The following is a 21,195-nucleotide window of genomic DNA, read 5'->3' as shown; positions in this document are numbered from 1 at the left end:
GCGATTGTAACTACAGTACATCACAAAAATTGCTTCGGGGGTTCAAGAGAAGTGATAACCGAAATGACTAACCCAAATACTGATTTTGATACTCCTTGGAAAGATGTCTTAGAAATCTACTTTGAAGACTTTGTTTCCTTCTTTTTTCCTCAAGCTCATGCGGGTATTGATTGGAATCAAGGCTTTGAATTTCTCGACAAAGAACTTCAACAAGTGGTGCGCGATGCTGAGTTAGGCAAACGTCTCGTCGATAAGTTGGTGAAAATTTATCGTATGGCGGGAGAAGAGACCTGGGTTTTAATCCACATAGAAATCCAGGGTCAGCGAGAAATTGACTTTGCTGAACGGATGTTTGTCTATTACTACCGCATTTATTCGTTACAGGCGTTCAGTAGCGAGTTTGGCAGTTTTAGGTGATGATAATGCTTCTTGGCGACCCAATCAATTTGAGCGTGAGTTATTTGATTGTCAAGTGAGTTTTCGCTTTCCGGTCGTCAAGTTGCTAGAATTCAAGCAGCAGTGGTCAGCTTTAGAAGCCAGCCGCAATCCTTTTGCTACAGTCGTGATGGCGCATCTCCAAGCTTTAGAAACTCGGCAAAACCGAAAAAAGCGCAAAGAAGCGAAATTAGCATTAACTAAACGGTTGTACGAACAGGGTTATCAACGAGAGGATATTATCAACCTCTTTAAGTTTATCGATTGGCTGATGAGCTTACCCTCTGAATTAGAACAAGAGTTTCAACAGGAATTAAATCAGTACGAGGAGGAAAAAAGAATGCCTTATATTACCAGTGTTGAAAGAATGGGAATGGAAAAGGGGATGAGAGAATCTGTCATTGATGCCCTTGAGATTCGGTTTGAGAATGTGCCTTCTGAACTGGTTGATGAGATTAGCCAAATTCAAGACACTTCTCTTCTGAAAAATCTCCACAGACAAGCGATTACTCTTGACTCAATCTCAGATTTTCAGGACTATTTAAATCAGTTAATCAAACCTGAATAATTCTGGTTTGTCGCCCAAGAAAACGGGTTTCTTCAAGAAACCCGTTTTCTTGATTTCTGGCCAATCGCCTGTTAGGAAACATTTGTAGCGTATTATACAGACTTATACGGTGCGTTACGCTAACGCTAACACACCCTAAGAGTGAGCTAACCCGCTCCACTTTTGTCCACTTTTATTGATTTAATGTCCACTTTTACTGTAAGTCTTGTAAAGTAACCTTAAACTTGTTAGAATCAAAAAGTTGTTATTTTCTGGTAGTCATTCACCGCTCAGATTCGTTAAAATTATATTACATGACTAATAATATTGATCATGATCGCTTATTTAAGGAGTTAATCTCCACCTTTTTTATTGAATTTATCGAGTTGTTTTTTCCTCAATTGATGGATTATTTAGATAGGGAATCGATTACTTTTTTAGACAAAGAAGTATTTACCGATGTCACGGAAGGAGAAAGACATGAAAGCGATTTAGTCGCACAAGTTAGGTTTCGCGGAAAAGAATCTTTCTTTCTGATTCATGTAGAGGCGCAGGAAAGTTCCCGAAAGTGGTTTAATCGGCGAATGTTTACTTATTTTGCTCGCTTTCATGAGAAATTTGTCTTACCGATTTATCCGATTGTAATTTTTTCTTATTCAAAGCCAAAAAGAGAAGCAATTAGTCAGTATGTGGTCGATTTTCCCGATTTTAAGGTATTAGAATTTAACTATCAAGTAGTGCAGTTAAATCGATTAAATTGGCGAGATTTTCTCAATCAGTCGAATCCGGTTGCTTCAGCTTTGATGGCGAAGATGAACATTGCCGAGAAAGAGCGAGCCAAGGTAAAAGCGGAATGTCTGCGCTTGTTAATTACTTTAAGGTTAGATGCGGCGAGAATGCAATTAATTTCTGGATTTATTGATACATATCTCAATCTAAATCCAGTGGAAGAGATACAATTTCAAGAAGAGATTAGCACATTTAGTCAACCTGTACAGGAGGGAGTTATGCAAATTACCACCAGTTGGATGCGTCAAGGTATCGAACAAGGTATTGAACGCGGTATCGAACAAGGTATCGAACGCGGTATCGAACGTGAAAAGACGTTTATTCTTCGTCAAATTAAACGAAAGTTAGGGGAGATTAATCTTTCATTGGAAACTAAAATTATGCAGTTAAGTATTGATGATGTCGAAGTATTAGGAGAAGCTTTATTCGATTTCTCTACGGTTGAAGATTTAATCAATTGGTTAAATACTTTAACAGATTAGCTCTTCCGTTAGCGATCGCCTTCTCGCAACAACCCGCTAAAATTGTCATTGTGAGGGGGGAATTGAGGGACAATCTTCAGAAACCCGTTTTCTGGACTTATGGCGAATCACCTGAATCAGTGAACAGTTGTTAGCCTTTCGGTAACTGATTCAAGCGATTGCGTCTCTTGGTTATAATTCAAAAACAGGCTATAATGTTAGTAAAACAACGTTAATCTCTTAGGTTTATCAATGACTCAAATATTGATCGAAATTCCCGACGAATTAATATCTCGTTTGCAAGAACAAAAATTCTCAGTTCAAGAGATTGTTATCAAAGCTTTGGAAAATTATGTTCAAGCTGAATTACCAGATATTACTAAGACTCGTACTTGGGAACTTTGTGGAAGTTTAGAAATTGTCCAACCCGATTCTAAATATATTATCGGACAAGATAATCGAGGTCAAGTTGTAACTAACTACGCTGAAAACATTGATGAAATTATTTATTAAAAATTGTGGATAAAGAAATTATTGTTGATACTTCTGCTTTAATTGCCTTTTTTGTCAAATCTGAAACTCATCACGAAACCGCTCAAAAATATTGCCTAGAAAATCCTCATAATAATTGGATTATTCTCGAATAGGTATTCGATGAAACTGTTACTTGGATTCGGAGCAAGGTATCTAGTCGAGCCTCAATTCAAGTGGGTCAAATACTAAGAGAAGAGCATCGTTATATTAATGTTTCAGATAGCGATGATCTGGCAATATGGGAAGCTTTCTGGGGAGCATCTCACCTTTGTAACCCCTAAATCAGGTTTTATGTCAAGCTATTTTGAAAGCCTTGCTAGAAACCAGTTTTAGGGACAAGTATAGTTACTCACTTGCATAAATGAGATGCTCCCGCTTTCTGTAAGTACAATGATAAAACATGGAGTTACACAGATTGTTCTATTTTAGTTATGGCTCATCGCTTACAAATATTTAAGGTATTCGCTTTTGATGATCATATTCGTCAAATGGCAGGATTAGGAATTGTTTGTGTCCCATAAACTAATAAAAATACAATTTATGAACGTCGTTCAGATCGCATACTTGGCAACAACCCACTAAAATTGTCATTGTCAGGGAGTAATTGAGAACTGAGAAAACGGGTTTCTTTGAGAAACCCGTTTTCTGTATAATGTTAATTTATGTTGTGGAAGCCTTGAAAAATTGGCGATTGTTGGGCTAAAACTGTTAGCAATAAACCTTTGCAGTTAATGTCATGACTTCTTCTCTTTTGCCGATTATTCCTGCTGTTGACGATATTTTGTTTAATTTCGCTCAATCTGATGGTTTGTGGGCCAATTGGTCAACTGCTTTTGGCACAAGTTATGATGTGGTTAAGGCGACAGAATTACCACTACTAGAAACTGAGAAAACGGGTTTCTTCGAGAAACTATTTAGAAAACGGGTTTCTTTGAGAAACCCGTTTTCTGGTAATCAATGTTAATTTATGTTATAGTACCCTTGAAAAATTGGCGATTGTTTGCACAAAATAGTCGCAGTAAATCCTTCTGGTGAATATCATGAATCCTTCCCTGTTGCCGATTATTCCTGCTGTTGACGATATTTTGTTTAATTTCGCTCAATCTGATGGCTTTTGGGCGAATTTGCAAATGGCTTTTGGCACAAGTTATGATGTGGTTAAGGCAACAGAATTACGAAATCAGTGGCAAAGTCGAAATTTCAGTCAACTTCCCCCAATTGAGGTACTCAGTGGTGAAGTTTTAGGGACAGCGAAGGGTGCATATTCCAGTAGTACGAATAAGATTTATCTATCAGAGTCTTTTTTGAATGTTGCTTCCTCAGAATCGCTAGTTAAGGTAATTTTAGAAGAAATTGGGCATTATGTGGATGCTCAAATTAATCCGATGGATAGTGCCGGAGATGAGGGGGCGATTTTTGCGGAGTTGGTGTCAGGAGAGAGTTTATCGACTCAGCAGTTACAGGCGCTTAAAGCTGAAGATGATACTGCTTATATTACTTTGAATGGTCAACAGATTCAGATTGAGCAGGCGAATTTTACGGGAACAAACGGGAATGATAATATTACGGGAACTTCTGGGGATGATAACATTTATGGGTTGGGAGGTAATGATACACTTTCTGGTCTAGCCGGAAATGACCGTTTAGATGGGGGTTCTGGAAGTGATACTCTCTACGGTGGGACAGGTAATGATGTCTTTAACTTTGCCTACTATCAAAACAGTGATGTAGCGATGGATTTTGTCCAGGGACAGGACAAAATTGATGTGAGTAGCTTGAACCTGAGTGATTGGGCTACCCTACAATTACTAATTAGTAATGATGGCAAAAATAATGCGTTAATCACTACTTTTTTTGACGGTAGTCAATCTCAGCTAAAACTCAATGGCATTAATCCGACTCTCTTACAGACAAGTGATTTTATCTTTAATACCATTAACCTCAATCAGTCTATTGATGGTGATGACTTTTATACTTATAATGATCAACTATTTGGTGGTTTAGGCAATGATACCCTGAGAGGATTTAAGGGTAATGATACTTTGTTTGGAGAACAGGGAGATGACCGTTTAGATGGGGGTTCTGGAAGTGATACTCTCTACGGTGGGACAGGTAATGATGTCTTTAACTTTGCCTACTATCAAAACAGTGATGTAGCGATGGATTTTGTCCAGGGACAGGACAAAATTGATGTGAGTAGCTTGAACCTGAGTGATTGGGCTACCCTACAATTACTAATTAGTAATGATGGCAAAAATAATGCGTTAATCACTACTTTTTTTGACGGTGATCAATCTCAGCTAAAACTCAATGGCATTAATCCGACTCTCTTACAGACAAGTGATTTTATCTTTAATACCATTAACCTCAATCAGTCTATTGATGGTCATGACGTTTATACTTATAATGATCAACTATTTGGTGGTTTAGGCAATGATACCCTGAGAGGATTTAAGGGTAATGATACTTTGTTTGGAGAACAGGGAGATGACCGTTTAGATGGGGGTTCTGGAAGTGATACTCTCTACGGTGGGACAGGTAATGATGTCTTTAACTTTGCCTACTATCAAAACAGTGATGTAGCGATGGATTTTGTCCAGGGACAGGACAAAATTGATGTGAGTAGCTTGAACCTGAGTGATTGGGCTACCCTACAATTACTAATTAGTAATGATGGCAAAAATAATGCGTTAATCACTACTTTTTTTGACGGTGATCAATCTCAGCTAAAACTCAATGGCATTAATCCGACTCTCTTACAGACAAGTGATTTTATCTTTAATACCATTAACCTCAATCAGTCTATTGATGGTCATGACGTTTATACTTATAATGATCAACTATTTGGTGGTTTAGGCAATGATACCCTGAGAGGATTTAAGGGTAATGATACTTTGTTTGGAGAACAGGGAAATGACCGTTTAGATGGGGGTTCTGGAAGTGATACTCTCTACGGTGGGACAGGTAATGATGTCTTTAACTTTGCCTACTATCAAAACAGTGATGTAGCGATGGATTTTGTCCAGGGACAGGACAAAATTGATGTGAGTAGCTTGAACCTGAGTGATTGGGCTACCCTACAATTACTAATTAGTAATGATGGCAAAAATAATGCGTTAATCACTACTTTTTTTGACGGTGATCAATCTCAGCTAAAACTCAATGGCATTAATCCGACTCTCTTACAGACAAGTGATTTTATCTTTAATACCATTAACCTCAATCAGTCTATTGATGGTCATGACGTTTATACTTATAATGATCAACTATTTGGTGGTTTAGGCAATGATACCCTGAGAGGATTTAAGGGTAATGATACTTTGTTTGGAGAACAGGGAGATGACCGTTTAGATGGGGGTTCTGGAAGTGATACTCTCTACGGTGGCACAGGAGATGATACTGCCGTCTATTCTGGCAATCGCTCTCAGTATTCATGGACTAGCAATCAAGGAGTCTTTACGATAACAGATTCAGTAGCTAATCGGGATGGCATAGACACTTTATACGGCATTCAAAAACTACAATTTTTCGATCAAATTGTAACAATTGCTCCTGTCGAGGAAGATTTCCCTAGTATTACTCTTGCTGTCTCTCCCAGTAGTGTGACTGAAGATGGGACAGCTAACTTAGTCTATACCTTCACCCGTTCTGGTGTAACAACAAATGCTTTAACCGTTAACTACACCCTCGGAGGGACAGCTACTCTCAATACCGACTACACTCGTACAGGGACTACCAATACTGTCACCTTCGCAGCTAATTCATCCACTGCGACTGTAACAGTTGACCCCACTGCTGATACTACAGTAGAAAGTGATGAAACTGTTGCTTTAACTCTTGCGACTGGGACAGGTTATACAGTAGGTACTCCTAATACAGCTACGGGAACAATTACCAATGATGATACCAGTGTTACTCTTGCGGTTTCTCCCAGTAGTGTGACTGAAGATGGGACAGCTAACTTAGTCTATACCTTCACCCGTTCTGGTGTAACAACAAATGCTTTAACCGTCAATTACACCCTCGGAGGGACAGCTACTCTCAATACCGACTACACTCGTACAGGGACTACCAATACTGTCACCTTCGCAGCTAATTCATCCACTGCGACTGTAACAGTTGACCCCACTGCTGATACTACAGTAGAAAGTGATGAAACTGTTGCTTTAACTCTTGCGACTGGGACAGGTTATACAGTAGGTACTCCTAATACAGCTACGGGAACAATTACCAATGATGATGTCACCCTTCCTAGTATTACTCTCAGCTTGAACTATAGCGGTATTAGCGAGAGTAGTCCGAGTAACTTTGTTTACACATTTACTCGCACAGGAGTAACAACAAACGCCTTAACCGTCAACTACAATATCGCTGGTACTGCTAGTGCTACTGATTATACAGGCGCAACTCCTGGAAACGGAAAAACTATTACCTTTAATCCAGGTTCAACCACCACCAGTATTACCATAGCTCCTACCGCAGATACTGTTGTTGAACCCAATGAAACTATTAGTCTTCAACTAGCCGCAGGCACAGGCTATAGTATTGGTACTACCGCTGCTCAAATTGCCACCATTATTAACGATGATAGTACCCGTCGTCATGTAGGGACAAATGGGAAAGACGTACTATTAGGAACAAATGCTAACGATTACTTAATTGGTGGAGCCGGAGACGATATTCTTACGGGTGGTACAGGTGGCGATATTTTCTACTTCGCTTCTTCCAACTTAGGGAATGATGCCATTACCGATTTTACTCCTGGTCAAGATTTTATTCAAGTATCAAGACAAGGCTTTGGCGGTGGTTTAATTGCAGGAGATACAATCACACAGGTTCAATTCCTAATAGGTAGTAGTGCGACTAACGCCAGTCAACGGTTTATTTACAATTCCACCAGCGGCGCTTTACTCTTTGATGTGGATGGTAACGGTATCCAGTCCGCTCAACAAATTGCTACTCTCAATACAGGATTAGCTCTCACCTATGAAGATATTTTTGTTAGTTAAATGCTGAGTTATTTATGCTCATACAAATTTAACAAAATAGCGAAATTGTGTGAGAATAAAAACTATGAATACTGAAACCAACACATCTTTCGACAGTCCCTGGAAAGATATTGTCGAAACTTATCTACCCGAATTTTTCGCCTTCTTCTTCCCCAATGCTTACACAGCTATTGACTGGGAAAGAGGTTTTGATTTTCTTGACCAAGAACTTAGACAAGTTGTCAGGGATGCCGAATTAGGTAAACGTTTTGTCGATAAATTAGTCAAAGTTTATCTCAAAGATGGGGAAGAAACTTGGATACTTATTCACCTAGAAATCCAGAGCCAGTATGAGTCACAATTTGCCGAAAGAATCTATGTTTATCACTATAGAATCTTTGACAAATATCGACGCAGAGTCGCTAGTTTTATCGTCTTAGGAGATGAGAATAGCAATTGGCGACCCTCTGAATTTGGCTATGAAATCTTCGGCTGTCAAGTTAATTTTTCCTTTCCCGTCGTAAAATTGTTAGACTTAGGACAAGATTGGGAAGCCTTAGTCAATAACCGTAACCCCTTTGCTACCGTCGTCATGGCGCATTTAAAAGCGCATCAGACGCGGAATAACAGACAGGAAAGACTGGAATGGAAATTGTCACTGACAAGGAGGTTATACCAACAAGGCTACCAAAGGCAAGATGTCATCAACCTGTTCAGGTTTATTGATTGGCTGATGAGTTTGCCAAAAAACTTAGAACAAGAATTCTGGCGGGAAATCCGTCAATGGGAGGAGGAAACGAGGATGCCTTATATTACTAGCGTGGAAAGATTGGGAATTGAACAGGGAATTGAACAGGGAATGCAGCGAGAGGGAGCTAACTTGGTATTACGCTTACTAAACCGCCGTTTCGGTCAAGTTACAACCAGTGTCGAGAAACAGGTCCGTCAATTATCTGTTGAGCAATTGGAAGACTTGGGAGAAGCTCTCCTGGACTTTGAAAATGAGGCAGATTTGCTCCACTGGCTGTCCCAAAACCATGACTGAACCAAGTACATCTTTCGACAGTCCCTGGAAAGATATTGTCGAAACTTATCTACCCGAATTTTTCGCCTTCTTCTTCCCCGATGCTTATACAGCTATTGACTGGGAAAGAGGTTTTGATTTTCTTGACCAAGAACTTAGACAAGTTGTCAGAGATGCCGAATTAGGTAAACGTTTTGTCGATAAATTAGTCAAAGTTTATCTCAAAGATGGGGAAGAAACTTGGATACTTATTCACCTAGAAATCCAGAGCCAGTATGAGTCACAATTTGCCGAAAGAATCTATGTTTATCACTATAGAATCTTTGACAAATATCGACGCAGAGTCGCTAGTTTTATCGTCTTAGGAGATGAGAATAGCAATTGGCGACCCTCTGAATTTGGCTATGAAATCTTCGGCTGTCAAGTTAATTTCTCCTTTCCCGTCGTAAAATTGTTAGACTTAGGACAAGATTGGGAAGCCTTAGTCAATAACCGTAACCCCTTTGCTACCGTCGTCATGGCGCATTTAAAAGCGCATCAGACGCGGAATAACAGACAGGAAAGACTGGAATGGAAATTGTCACTGACAAGGAGGTTATACCAACAAGGCTACCAAAGGCAAGATGTCATCAACCTGTTCAGGTTTATTGATTGGCTGATGAGTTTGCCAAAAAACTTAGAACAAGAATTCTGGCGGGAAATCCGTCAATGGGAGGAGGAAACGAGGATGCCTTATATTACTAGCGTGGAAAGATTGGGGATTGAACAGGGAATGCAGCGAGGTGAAGCCACCCTGGTATTACGCTTACTAAACCGTCGTCTCGGTCAAGTTACAACCAGTGTCGAGAAACAGGTCCGTCAATTATCTGTTGAGCAATTGGAAGACTTGGGAGAAGCTCTCCTGGACTTTGAAAATGAGGCAGATTTGCTCCACTGGCTGTCCCAAAACCATGACTGAACCAAGTACATCTTTCGACAGTCCCTGGAAAGATATTGTCGAAACTTATCTACCCGAATTTTTCGCCTTCTTCTTCCCCAATGCTTACACAGCTATTGACTGGGAAAGAGGTTTTGATTTTCTTGACCAAGAACTTAGACAAGTTGTCAGAGATGCCGAATTAGGTAAACGTTTTGTCGATAAATTAGTCAAAGTTTATCTCAAAGATGGGGAAGAAACTTGGATACTTATTCACCTAGAAATCCAGAGCCAGTATGAGTCACAATTTGCCGAAAGAATCTATGTTTATCACTATAGAATCTTTGACAAATATCGACGCAGAGTCGCTAGTTTTATCGTCTTAGGAGATGAGAATAGCAATTGGCGACCCTCTGAATTTGGCTATGAAATCTTCGGCTGTCAAATTAATTTTTCCTTTCCCGTCGTAAAATTGTTAGACTTAGGACAAGATTGGGAAGCCTTAGTCAATAACCGCAACCCCTTTGCTACCGTCGTCATGGCGCATTTAAAAGCGCATCAGACGCGGAATAACAGACAGGAAAGACTGGAATGGAAATTGTCACTGACAAGGAGGTTATACCAACAAGGCTACCAAAGGCAAGATGTCATCAACCTGTTCAGGTTTATTGATTGGCTGATGAGTTTGCCAAAAAACTTAGAACAAGAATTCTGGCGGGAAATCCGTCAACTAGAGGAGGAAACGAGGATGCCTTATATTACTAGCGTGGAAAGATTGGGAATTGAACAGGGAATTGAACAGGGAATGCAGCGAGGTGAAGCCACCCTGGTATTACGCTTACTAAACCGTCGTCTCGGTCAAGTTACAACCAGTGTCGAGAAACAGATACGTCAATTATCTGTTAAACAATTGGAAGACTTGGGAGAAGCTCTGCTGGACTTTGAAAATGAGGCAGATTTGCTCCACTGGTTATCCCAAAACCATGACTGAACCAAGTACATCTTTCGACAGTCCCTGGAAAGATATTGTCGAAACCTACTTACCCGAATTTTTCGGACTCTTCGTTACTCTTTATGCTAAATTAACAGACAAAATGCCAAGACAACCTACTTTTCACCAAAAAATTCCGAAAGTTTCTAAGGCCATAGCCTCTTCGTTATTGCTGAATAATCCCACAGTTTTATATTTTCTTTAGAGATGGGCTGTCCTAAAACCTGCTCAGAGCGGCCAAAAGTCAGAAAATAGAAATATAAGGTGCGATTAGAGAACTTGAGCAGCGATCGCACCCGTCAGCCGCCATTGGAGAAAGATAAAGTTATGGCAGATAACTACAGAAGTCGCATTGTTACCCAAGGTACCCAACGCAGTCCCAATCGGGCCATGTTAAGAGCGGTAGGTTTTGGGGATGAGGACTTTAGCAAACCAATCATCGGCATCGCTAACGGATTTAGCACCATTACCCCCTGTAACATGGGAATTAATGATTTAGCAATGCGCGCCGAAGCAGCCACCAGATTAGCGGGGGGAATGCCGCAACTTTTCGGGACTATCACCATTAGTGACGGAATTTCCATGGGAACAGAAGGGATGAAATATTCTCTCGTTTCTAGGGAAGTAATCGCCGATTCCATTGAAACGGTCTGTAATGGTCAAAGTCTCGATGGAGTCCTCGCTATCGGGGGTTGTGACAAAAATATGCCGGGGGCAATGATTGCCATGGCCCGGATGAATATTCCCGCTATTTTCGTCTATGGTGGCACGATTAAACCGGGGCGCTACAAAGATTGCGATTTAACCGTGGTCAGTGCCTTTGAAGCGGTGGGACAGTACAGCGCCGGTAAAATCAGTGAAGAAGACCTAACCGGAATTGAACGCAACGCTTGCCCCGGTGCTGGTTCCTGTGGTGGAATGTTTACTGCTAATACCATGTCTTCCATTTTTGAAGCCATGGGCATGAGTTTACCCTATTCCTCGACCATGGCCGCCGAAGATGAGGAAAAAGCCGATAGTACCGAAGAATCGGCCAAGGTTTTAGTCGAGGCGATTAGAAAACAGATTCTACCCAGCCAAATTTTGACCCGTAAAGCCTTTGAAAACGCGATTTCGGTAATTATGGCGGTGGGAGGTTCCACTAACGCTGTCCTGCACCTTTTAGCCATTTCCCGCACCATGGGGGTAGAATTATCGATCGATGATTTTGAAACTATCCGGCAGCGTGTACCGGTTATCTGCGATCTTAAACCCTCCGGGCGTTACGTTACCGTGGATCTACATAAAGCCGGCGGTATTCCCCAAGTGATGAAAATTCTGCTGGTTAATGGTTTACTACATGGGGATGCTCTCACCATTAGCGGTCAGACTATCGCCGAGATTTTAGCCGATATTCCCGACCAACCGCCGTCAGGCCAAGATGTTATCCGTCCTTTTAGCAATCCTGTCTATAAAGAGGGTCATTTAGCCATTTTAAAAGGAAATCTGGCCACAGAGGGGTCTGTGGCCAAAATTAGCGGCGTGAAAACTCCGGTAATCACTGGGCCTGCGCGGGTGTTTGAGTCGGAAGAAACCTGTTTAGAGGCAATTTTAGCCGGAAAAATTGAAGCCGGGGATGTGGTGGTTGTCCGTTACGAGGGACCAGTAGGTGGACCGGGTATGCGGGAAATGTTGGCCCCCACTTCGGCAATTATCGGCGCCGGTTTAGGGGATTCCGTGGGATTAATTACCGATGGTCGTTTTTCCGGGGGAACCTACGGTCTGGTGGTCGGTCACGTCGCTCCCGAAGCGGCAGTAGGTGGTACAATTGCTCTAGTCGAGGAAGGGGATCAAATTACTATTGATGCTCGTCAGCGTCTCTTGAGTTTAAATGTATCGGAGGAAGAATTAGTCCGTCGTCGTAACCATTGGCAACCGCGACCCTCACGCTATAAAACGGGAATTCTCGGCAAATACGCTAAGTTAGTCTCCTCTAGCAGTCTCGGCGCTTTAACAGATCTAGACCTGTTCTAAAAGTGTCAAAGCAAATGGCGATCAATTGCGATCGCCAGTTCCCCCACTGCCCACCGAACACCCCCACTGATAACTGGTAACTGATAAGACTGACGGCTCTAACTAGGGTTTGCAGCAAAAAGTACGGGCGAAGCATTCGGATAGAAAATCTACGGTTTCACCGATAGGTTATTGCCCGAATGCTTCGCCCCTACAGGACGCGGGCCGATGAAGACACAAGGTTTTGAAGCATGATTCTCTCAAAATCTTGCACCTGTTTCGCTCGTAAAGCCACAAAACCCTTACCTTGCCTACATTTCACATTTATTCAGCCAGCCCTAATTAATGCTCATTCTTAATTCTCCAGACTCCAGACTCCTGCCTCCAGACTCCCACCTCCTGACTGCTGCCTCCGTTAAAGATTAATGACTATGACCTATCTACTCACTGTCTATCGAGCGCTCGAATGCCGTCCGGATACCTATCGGGATTGGTATGACCAAGGCAATATTTTAAAAGAAAGAATGGACTATTTTGGAGCCTTAATCAGCTACGAAAAAGCCTTAGAATATTATCCAGATGATTATTGGGCATGGTACAAAAGGGGTATGATACTAGAAGACTTGGGAATGTATGAAGAAGCCGCTCAAAGTTATGCTAACGCCGCACAGGTAAAGGACGATAACTATTGGGCTTGGTATGATCAAGGTTGTGTTTATCTACAGGAATTAAAGGACTACCAAAAAGCGATCGCTTGTTTTCAACGGGCCCTAAGTCATAGTCCGGGGGACTATTGGGCTGCCTACCGGCAAGGGGAGGCCTATCGATTGCTCAAAAACTACGAACGCGCTATTACTTCCTACGATCTGGCCCTGGCGGCGCGACCCCGGGATTATTGGGCCTGGTATCGTCGCGGCGACGCTTTCCGGGATTGGGGCAATCCCCAAGAGGCTTTATTTAATTATCGTACCGCCCTCGATATCCGACCGCAAGATTACTGGTCCTGGTATCAACAGGGTGTGATCCTACAGGAATTACAGCGTTTAACAGAAGCGATCGCCTGTTATGAAGAATCGTTAAAAATCGATCAAAATGATCGCTATGCGTGGTATAATTCCGCCTGCTGTTATGCCGCCCTCGGTCAACAACAAAAAGCGATCGACTGTTTACGGGAAGCTCTAGACATAGAACCGGATATTTGCGGCGAATTAGCGCGTAATAACTTTGTTTTCGATAGTTTAAGGCAAAATGAAACCTTTAATGACCTCTTGAGTTGCTATTCCCCCGGCTAAAATCCTTTTGCAGTACCTAGGGTTTGCTGAAAAGGTTTTTTGTGGGGTGTGTGGGGTTTTAGGCATTTTCAGGGAAAAAGTGCCTAAAATTTCCCCCCGATTGCTCCAATATCTGGCACTTTTTTGATGGCAAAAAAGCCTAAAGATATTAGCCAACAAGGTTTTAAGATTTATTTAGCCAGTCTGGATTAGCTACAATTGCAATTAGAGACAAATTATTGAGAATCTTATGCGAGAACTAGACAGAGACAAAACCATCGAACAACTGAACGAAATCATGGAATTTGAACTAGCGGGAGTTGTCCGTTATACCCACTATTCCCTGATGGTGACAGGGCCCCATCGCATCCCCATTGTCCAATTTTTCCAGACTCAGGCCACGGAGTCCCTCACCCACGCGCAACAAGTTGGGGAAATTCTCACCGGTTTAGAAGGTCATCCTAGCTTAAAAATTGCCCCCATCGAGGAAAGCTATGAACATAATATCAAAGCAATCTTGAGTGAGAGCCTCAATCATGAGAAAAAATCCCTTGATTTGTACAAAGCACTCCTAGAAACCGTCGAAGATGCCAGTATTTACCTAGAAGAATTCGCTCGCGGTATGATCGGACAAGAAGAATTACACAATCTGGAAATTCGCAAGATGCTGCGGGATTTTGCTTAAGCTAGGATCAAAGCTAGAAGTTTATCGACTAGCTTATGAATCTCAGTTCCGCTTTACCCACTTTTATTATCACTCTCCGGGAAGGTTTCGAGGCCGCTTTAGTGGTGGGAATTGTCCTCGCTTGTTTACAAAAATCGGGTCGATCGCAACTTAACTCATGGGTGTATCGTGGTATTGGTGCAGGAGTAGTCGCTAGTGTTTTGGTCGGTATTTTGTTAGGGGGAATCCTTTTGCAAGTGGATGCCTCTCCTAGTCCATTCGTACCAATGCTCAAGGAATTACTGGCCGCCACTTTTGGACTGATTGCCGTTTTGATGTTGAGTTGGATGTTAATTTGGATGACTCAACAGGCCAAATCCTTGAAGTCTGAGGTAGAAAGTGCGGTAAAAGTGGGTTTAAAATCGGAAAATGGGGCAGGAAAAGCGATTTTTCTGCTCGTTTTTATCGCTGTCTTGCGAGAGGGATTTGAAACTGTCCTCTTTATCCTGGCCCAATTCCAAAAAGATTGGCAGCTACAAACCCTCGGTGCGATAGCGGGGTTAAGTGTCGCGACTTTGTTGGGAATTCTCCTATTTGCAGGGGAAGTAAAAATTAATATCCGTCTCTTTTTCCAAATTATGGGGACTTTCCTGCTCTTAATCGTTGCGGGATTACTCATCGGTGTTTTGAAACATATCGACGCAGGAATCGGTCTTTTAAGTGAAATTGACCCTTTTTATCGCAATTTCTGTCCTTCTCTCCCCTCCTCCTGTCTTCTCGGTTTTCAAGTTTGGGACGGTTCCCAAATTTTGAGCGATCGCACTTTCCCCGGACTCCTGCTTAAATCCCTGTTTGGTTATCGTCAAAACCTCTATATCAGTCAAATTGTTGCTTATATCCTCTTTTTACTGCTTATCGGTGGCCTCTATTTCCAAAGCTTACGAGAACGTCCTCAAACAGTGACCAGTGACCAGTAAACAGTAATCAGTAAACAGTGACCAGTAAACAGTAAACAGTAATCAGTAAACAGTGAAAAGATGGCAAGAAACTGCTATTTAATACTGCTCACTTAACACATACTGCTCACTTAAAACTCAAATCTGATAACTTACCCACTGATAACTTACCCACTGATAACTGATAACTGATAACTGATAACTGATAACTTACCCACTGATAACTTACCCACTGATAACTGATAACTGATTATGACTACTTGGCAATGTGACGGTATCCCTAAAGATGGTAAAACCTATCCGCAAGCGATTACGGGAGGTCATGAACCCTGCGAAAATACTACTCCTGATTGTCCTATCTGTGGCCTACCTAGGGAAGCGATGGATCCCGTCACAACGACGGTTAAAACCACGGTGGTGGTGTCCCCGGGTGGTACAACTAGAGTTGGCCAAAAATCGAACTGGTTACTTCCCTTCGCTTTGATAATTACCGCTTTAACCGCAGGTTTAGGGGGTTGGAGTCTATTGCAAATGCTGATTCCCAAACCCGATACTCCCGAAGTGGTCCTGGAAGAAACCCCAGACAAGCAAACCAAGGCAACTTTTGTGAGTAATACCGCTAAAAATCCCGATTTATTTAGCCAAGGTGAGAAAATACTGCTTAATTCCACTCCTAACAAAGAAAAAGGCGCAGCGGCCTTTAAAAAGGAAGATTGGGCAAATGCGATCGCAGCTTATCAACTAGCAGCCACTCCCCAAGCAAACGATCCGGAAGGCAAAATCTATTACAATAACGCCAAAGCTAGACAAAAAGGTAATCAAAATACTATAGCCGTCGTTGTCCCCATCGCTAACGACCCCAACAGCGCCAAGGAAATTCTCCGAGGTGTGGCCAGGTATCAAGAGGAGTTTAATAATTCTAATCCTGGTAATCCTTTGGAAATAGTCATCGCTAATGATGGCGGTGGGTTACAATCAAAAGCAATAGCCGATGACCTGATTCAATCCGGTCAAGTTTTGGCAGTTATGGGCCACGGAATCGATCCTTTTAGTCAAAAAGCGATTGAAAGTTACGAAAAAGAAGGATTAGCGATTCTTTCTCCCCTGACTACCAGTGTTAGTCAAACGGGAAAATCAACCCTGAAAACTATTCCCCTTAAGGATAAATCTCAGGAAGTTTTGGGTAGTTATCTGGAAGCAGTGGCCAAAACTTTGGCTAATTATGCTAGTAAGCAAGAAAATTCTCCGTCAGTGGTTCTTTTTTATAATTCCGATAGTCCCTATAGTCAAAAATTAAAGGATTCCTTTGCTAAAGCGATAAAAGAACCTAGAGGCAAGATAGTTAAGGAAATAGACACAACTAAAGCCAATTTTAACGCTAAAACTGCCATAGATCAGGCAAAACAAGCCGGTGCTAGGGTGGTATTTTTGGCCCTGAGTAAAGATGGCGATCGCACAAATCAAGCCGTGGCTATTGCCCAAGAATCGTCAGGAATGCTCTTATTAGGCGGAAATGAACTTTATACACCCGATATTCTTATTCAAGGAGCAGATAGCATTGACGGATTAATTCTAGCAGTACCTTGGAGTTTCCAAGCAACGGATCCTTTTGCTAAAGATGCGCTGAAAAGTTGGCGCGGTCGCGTCAGTTGGCGTACTGCTACCGCCTACGATACCATGAAAGTATTAGGAGAAGCGATCGCTAAAAGTTCTGACCGTGCTACTGTAGTCGAAACTTTAAATCAAGGAATCACCTTGCAGGGAAGCACCACGGATTTTAACATTTTTAATCAAGTTCCCCTGGTGCGCGCTAATCGCGGCAATGAAGGGCCAAAGGGTTCTCAATATCAGTTCGATCCTATCTAAAATAGACAATGTGATGTCGAGGAGTAGAATCAAGTCTAATTTTATGAAGAATATCTTACCCATCCTAGCTTTATTAATGTCGGTGTCGGGAATTGCCGTATCTTTGGGACGGGAAGAAGTCCGATGTCATCTCGGTTTAGAATCGGCAGCCTGTCCCCGGGAAGAAGAAAAAACCAGCGAAGACACCCCCGCAACTACCCCGGAATCTCCCCCCGCAACTACCCCAGAATCCCCCCAGATAGAAGAAACTCCCCCAGAAACTACCCGTAATATCGAAGTTTCCCCCGAAGTTTCCCCGTCTCCTGAAAGCGAAACCCCAGTGGAATTCACTCCCATCCCGGAAAATAACCCCAGTCCAGAAGTAACCCCCGAAAATCCCCCCACCTCAGAAACCAAAGCGGTGGAAAAAACTCCAGATGCAGAAAAAAGTCCGGATGTCAATCCATCTAAAGAGGGAGAAACTGAAAGTATTCCTTTAGAAGTTATTCCCCCTGCACAGTAGAATCGGACAAAATCAATTTCTGGTGGGGTAGGGTTGATTCATGAATCAACCCTACAGACTCCAGACAGTAAAATCGGACAAAATCAATTTCTGGCTGAGGATAGGAACTCATGCAAGAGGTAGTTGTACTAAATCTGGTTATTAAAGACTGATTATTTATTCCCCTTTTTGCCTTTTGAGTAGAAAACGGGTTTCTCCGAGAAACCCGTTTTCTGTGCGTTACTCAACGGATTTAGTATTAGATATGTGTAATTAATTGTATCTAGCTTCTTTCGGCAAACCCTAACTATTGGATTAACGTTTCTTGCGAAGTCCCATTAATCCGAGTCCTGTAAAGGCCAGAAGTCCAAAGATAGAACTGGGTTCGGGAACATGAACGTAGTCTTCTACTTCACCGTGAGAGACACAGTTTCCTGCTGCTGCATCAGTGGTGTTACAGTCTGCTTTAGAGTAATATTCACCAAACGGTTTCACGTCCAAATCTAACGGGTCCCAAGTAAGACGGAAGCGACTATAAAGACCATCTGCTTGCCCTGTGGGTTGACCATCTGGCTCTGTCTCCCAGAGATTTCCAAGTCTTTGTAAATCACCTTCTCGATAAAATGGGCCGTCTGAATTTAGCAATGTAGAGTAGCTATCAGGAGCGTCACCAAAGTCCGCACAACCGTCAGATGATTGAGCGGTAGCTAAGATATCTAATGATTTTATCTTGGGTGCTTTTTGAGGTGCAGGACATAGGGCGGTTATATCATACCCCCATTTCCAACCATCGTGGATAGTAGCGTCTTTAGTGGCTAAATCAAAGGTAGCTAAGTAAGTTTCAAAGCGAACAACCCGACTAAATGGAATTTCTGTTATTGTGTCGCCAGGGAAATCTTGAAACAGCATCGCGGTAGGAGGGTTCGCATCTGGTGGTCCCCAACTTTTTTTTGTTAGTTCTTCTGTGTAATACCAGGGAAGATCGTCATTATTGTAAAATGGATCGATGTGACTAACTAATGCTCCATTTTCTCCTCTATTATCGGTAAATAAGCTAATAAACCGTAAGTCTTTAATAGCAGGATCTGCTGCTCCTCTCGCATAAATTGCTATCATGTTTGCCCCTCCACCTGGAATCACATCCCCTGGAACAGCTTCCGCTGCATTTCCATAGTCTCTGGCTTTGTAAGTATTGATTGTTAGAGTTCCCCCTAAAGCATCACCCGGTTTTGCTGTCCAGCCAGCAAATTGAGTTGCCGCATCAGCATCGAAAACATCAAAAATATCGGCGTTATTAGCTGGAGGGGCTAGATAAATATTATCCCAAGGTTTTGGTAACTTAGGATCTTGAGTAGGATTTAACTTCACTGTTCCTACTGTTCCTGCTGGAAATGGAGGGACTAACTTCGTTAAATTTACAGAATCTCTATAATTATCACCTGTAGGACCAACAATGGTAAAAGCAAAACTTGGAAGAGAAAAGCCTCCAATAATCGTAACAACACTAGCCGTAATAGCAGTGCTGGCAGCACTGATTGCCCATTTTGTAGAAATAACTTTAATCATTGGCATATAATCTTGAATTGAGTATTTAGGTTTCGCTGTCATTTTCGCTTTTCCTAACCAGTTGATATGATCTCTCCCTAGCAGCCAGGTCAAGCAACAGCCCAACAAAACCGTAATAGCAGATAGCGGAATGATACATATTCCCCCCCCCACAACTGTATTCTAAGCTACATTTTTATAAATATTTTCACCAGCTAAGTATTTTTACTCAAGTCTCTGGAGGGGAACAGCTTATGTGACAGTTGAGGGTGCGGAATGTGGGTAACAACTTCCCATAAGTCCGCAAAAGTTTTAGCACTATGTTGCCGAAGGCACTCGCCTTGGGAGACCGCCTAAAACCCATCCTAAAATCCCTGTTTTAAAGTGGTCTACCGCTGTCCATAACCAGATTTTGTTTTTTTTGAGCCGACAAATGTTTCTAATTCATCTAATTCTCCCACATCAGGAATTGTCTGTGGATCATAATAATCAGGCAAGAGTTCTCCGACTTGTTTAACCCAATTAATAATCGTCGTATGGTGGACATTTTTTACTCTTTCAATGGCTCGAAAACCCAGACCATTAACATACATTTTCAGACATTCCCGTTTCATTTCTTCTGAATAACCTCTCTGGGGTTCATAAACCTCTATAAATTGTCTTCCGCAGTTCACACAAATATAGTTCTGTTTTCCTTTTTTATGACCATTTTTATTGATATGATCGGATTGACATTCAGGACATTGCATAATTTCTGCGCTTGATAAGGGTTATTTTTGGTAGCTCGCCTTCTCCCTTAATCATACCCTAAATCAGCAACGCCTAAGTGTAATACCAATCCACTTTCTTGACTAAACAATGAGACAAACATCAGAAAATTTTGTTGAGCATTGTTAGGATTCTCTCAAGTGTTTTTGAGACTTTTTCCATCATTGAAAATTGAAATGGCTATAATTTCTCCAGAGCGAACGAGTCCTAGCGATGCGCTCGCCGTTTGTACTCTACTAAGACACCTATCCCCGCCAGAACCAGAACCGCGGGAACGAGCGAGGGTTCGGGAATCAGAGCAGACGGGTTGGGAATTATCCCGATCGAACCGTTGAACAGATTGGCCGTCAACGGGTCTCCGTTTGCGTCGCCCAGAGTAACGTTCTCAAAGTTTAAAGGGCTGTTGCCGAGGGCGATCGCTTGAAAGGTTAGGACCGCTAAAGTGAATTCCGCAGCTTGCAGGGCATTGAGTTCGGTGATGGTATTGTTGGAACTCTCCTCTAGAAAAACCGAAGTTTTGTTATCGGTGGCCGATCGTAACACGGGAGTGACTCCGTTTAAAGCGAGTTGACCGCCGAAGGTAGTATTTTTGTATTTGACGAGAGAGTCAGCGAAGGCAACGTCAAAGCTGAAAGCACCCAGTGAGGGAGCAGAGTTCACCCCTAAACCCGATACCGCAATCGCCACGTCGATCGAGTTACCGAGCGCGACCGAGCCGGACGAGGGGATAAATTTTAAATCGATCGCCCCCGCAGCTCCAGGGCCGAGCAAATAGCAACTGAAGACGGTTAGTAAACGTAACGCAGCTTTCATAACTGAACTTTTTTGTACAAATATACTAGCTATGGCTAAAAGTCTTGCGGAGCCTGAGTTAAAGCCATATAATACCAATGGACTACTGGACACAAAATCCTGAAGTCCTTACGCAGATAGGGTTTGCGGCAAAAATTTTCAAATTTGGACTTTA

General features: G+C 42.2%; 17 protein-coding genes and 2 pseudogenes. 16 read left to right on the top strand and 3 right to left on the bottom strand.

Features of this window, described 5'->3' with window-relative positions:
* Positions 1-63: 63 nt before the first annotated feature.
* The 16 genes and pseudogenes from GQR42_RS26990 (at position 64) to GQR42_RS26910 (ending at position 17,936) form a co-directional block, all read left to right on the top strand.
* Positions 64-1,003: pseudogene (locus GQR42_RS26990) on the top strand (cytosolic protein).
* A 293-nt stretch (positions 1,004-1,296) separates the two neighbouring features.
* Positions 1,297-2,253 (top strand): DUF4351 domain-containing protein, encoded by a 957-nt coding sequence (locus GQR42_RS26985; protein ID WP_158202323.1) that lies wholly within the window; start codon positions 1,297-1,299, stop codon positions 2,251-2,253.
* A gap of 231 nt (positions 2,254-2,484) precedes the next feature.
* The gene (locus tag GQR42_RS26980; RefSeq protein WP_158202322.1) at positions 2,485-2,745 is read left to right on the top strand and encodes a hypothetical protein; all 261 of its coding nucleotides are present in this window, start codon (positions 2,485-2,487) and stop codon (positions 2,743-2,745) included.
* Positions 2,746-2,750: 5 nt separating this feature from the next.
* Positions 2,751-2,879: a hypothetical protein gene (locus tag GQR42_RS29710; RefSeq protein ID WP_257792611.1), complete on the top strand. Its 129-nt coding sequence runs from the start codon at positions 2,751-2,753 to the stop codon at positions 2,877-2,879.
* Between the two features lie 623 nt (positions 2,880-3,502).
* On the top strand, positions 3,503-3,730 hold the full coding sequence (locus GQR42_RS26965) for a hypothetical protein (protein WP_158202321.1): 228 nt from the start codon (positions 3,503-3,505) through the stop codon (positions 3,728-3,730).
* Positions 3,731-3,806: 76 nt separating this feature from the next.
* On the top strand, positions 3,807-7,775 hold the full coding sequence (locus tag GQR42_RS29760; protein WP_158202320.1) for a M10 family metallopeptidase C-terminal domain-containing protein: 3,969 nt from the start codon (positions 3,807-3,809) through the stop codon (positions 7,773-7,775).
* Positions 7,776-7,839: 64 nt separating this feature from the next.
* Positions 7,840-8,799, top strand: coding sequence for a DUF4351 domain-containing protein (locus GQR42_RS26955; protein ID WP_158202319.1), 960 nt, complete (start codon positions 7,840-7,842; stop codon positions 8,797-8,799).
* On the top strand, positions 8,792-9,736 hold the full coding sequence (locus GQR42_RS26950) for a DUF4351 domain-containing protein (protein ID WP_158202318.1): 945 nt from the start codon (positions 8,792-8,794) through the stop codon (positions 9,734-9,736). Before GQR42_RS26955 ends, GQR42_RS26950 begins: the two co-directional genes overlap by 8 nt.
* Positions 9,729-10,685, top strand: a complete 957-nt coding sequence (locus tag GQR42_RS26945; RefSeq protein WP_158202317.1) for a DUF4351 domain-containing protein — start codon at positions 9,729-9,731, stop codon at positions 10,683-10,685. The genes GQR42_RS26950 and GQR42_RS26945 overlap by 8 nt, the downstream gene beginning before the upstream one ends.
* The gene (locus GQR42_RS26940; RefSeq protein ID WP_158202316.1) at positions 10,678-10,890 is read left to right on the top strand and encodes a hypothetical protein; all 213 of its coding nucleotides are present in this window, start codon (positions 10,678-10,680) and stop codon (positions 10,888-10,890) included. Before GQR42_RS26945 ends, GQR42_RS26940 begins: the two co-directional genes overlap by 8 nt.
* Before the next feature lie 122 nt (positions 10,891-11,012).
* Positions 11,013-12,698: a dihydroxy-acid dehydratase gene (ilvD, locus tag GQR42_RS26935; protein ID WP_158202593.1), complete on the top strand. Its 1,686-nt coding sequence runs from the start codon at positions 11,013-11,015 to the stop codon at positions 12,696-12,698.
* 410 nt (positions 12,699-13,108) lie between these two features.
* The gene (locus tag GQR42_RS26930) at positions 13,109-13,969 is read left to right on the top strand and encodes a tetratricopeptide repeat protein (protein WP_158202315.1); all 861 of its coding nucleotides are present in this window, start codon (positions 13,109-13,111) and stop codon (positions 13,967-13,969) included.
* Between the two features lie 229 nt (positions 13,970-14,198).
* Positions 14,199-14,633 carry a ferritin-like domain-containing protein gene (locus GQR42_RS26925; protein ID WP_002731529.1) on the top strand — a complete coding sequence of 145 codons (435 nt, stop codon included), beginning with the start codon at positions 14,199-14,201 and terminating at the stop codon, positions 14,631-14,633.
* Between the two features lie 35 nt (positions 14,634-14,668).
* Complete coding sequence (locus GQR42_RS26920) at positions 14,669-15,589, top strand: FTR1 family iron permease (RefSeq protein WP_158202314.1); 921 nt, start codon at positions 14,669-14,671, stop codon at positions 15,587-15,589.
* 231 nt (positions 15,590-15,820) lie between these two features.
* The gene (locus tag GQR42_RS26915; protein ID WP_158202313.1) at positions 15,821-17,434 is read left to right on the top strand and encodes an ABC transporter substrate-binding protein; all 1,614 of its coding nucleotides are present in this window, start codon (positions 15,821-15,823) and stop codon (positions 17,432-17,434) included.
* 43 nt (positions 17,435-17,477) lie between these two features.
* On the top strand, positions 17,478-17,936 hold the full coding sequence (locus GQR42_RS26910; protein WP_158202312.1) for a hypothetical protein: 459 nt from the start codon (positions 17,478-17,480) through the stop codon (positions 17,934-17,936).
* Positions 17,937-18,230: 294 nt separating this feature from the next.
* On the opposite strand, the gene GQR42_RS26905 is transcribed toward GQR42_RS26910, so the two are convergent.
* The 3 genes and pseudogenes from GQR42_RS26905 to GQR42_RS26895 all read right to left on the bottom strand — a co-directional run bounded on the left by GQR42_RS26905 (position 18,231) and on the right by GQR42_RS26895 (position 20,999).
* Positions 18,231-19,523, bottom strand: a complete 1,293-nt coding sequence (locus tag GQR42_RS26905) for a PEP-CTERM sorting domain-containing protein (RefSeq protein WP_158202311.1) — start codon at positions 19,521-19,523, stop codon at positions 18,231-18,233.
* 221 nt (positions 19,524-19,744) lie between these two features.
* Positions 19,745-20,209: pseudogene (locus tag GQR42_RS26900) on the bottom strand (IS1 family transposase); the annotation flags it as partial.
* Between the two features lie 226 nt (positions 20,210-20,435).
* A complete protein-coding gene (locus tag GQR42_RS26895; RefSeq protein ID WP_158202310.1) occupies positions 20,436-20,999 on the bottom strand; it encodes a hypothetical protein in 564 nt (187 codons plus the stop codon).
* Between the last annotated feature and the right edge of the window lie 196 nt (positions 21,000-21,195).

It is taken from the genome of Microcystis aeruginosa FD4 (genome assembly GCF_009792235.1).
Taxonomy (GTDB): Bacteria; Cyanobacteriota; Cyanobacteriia; order Cyanobacteriales; family Microcystaceae; genus Microcystis; species Microcystis viridis.
The sequence above is the reverse complement of the archived record's forward strand: the minus strand, read 5'-3'. Positions and strand labels throughout refer to the sequence as shown.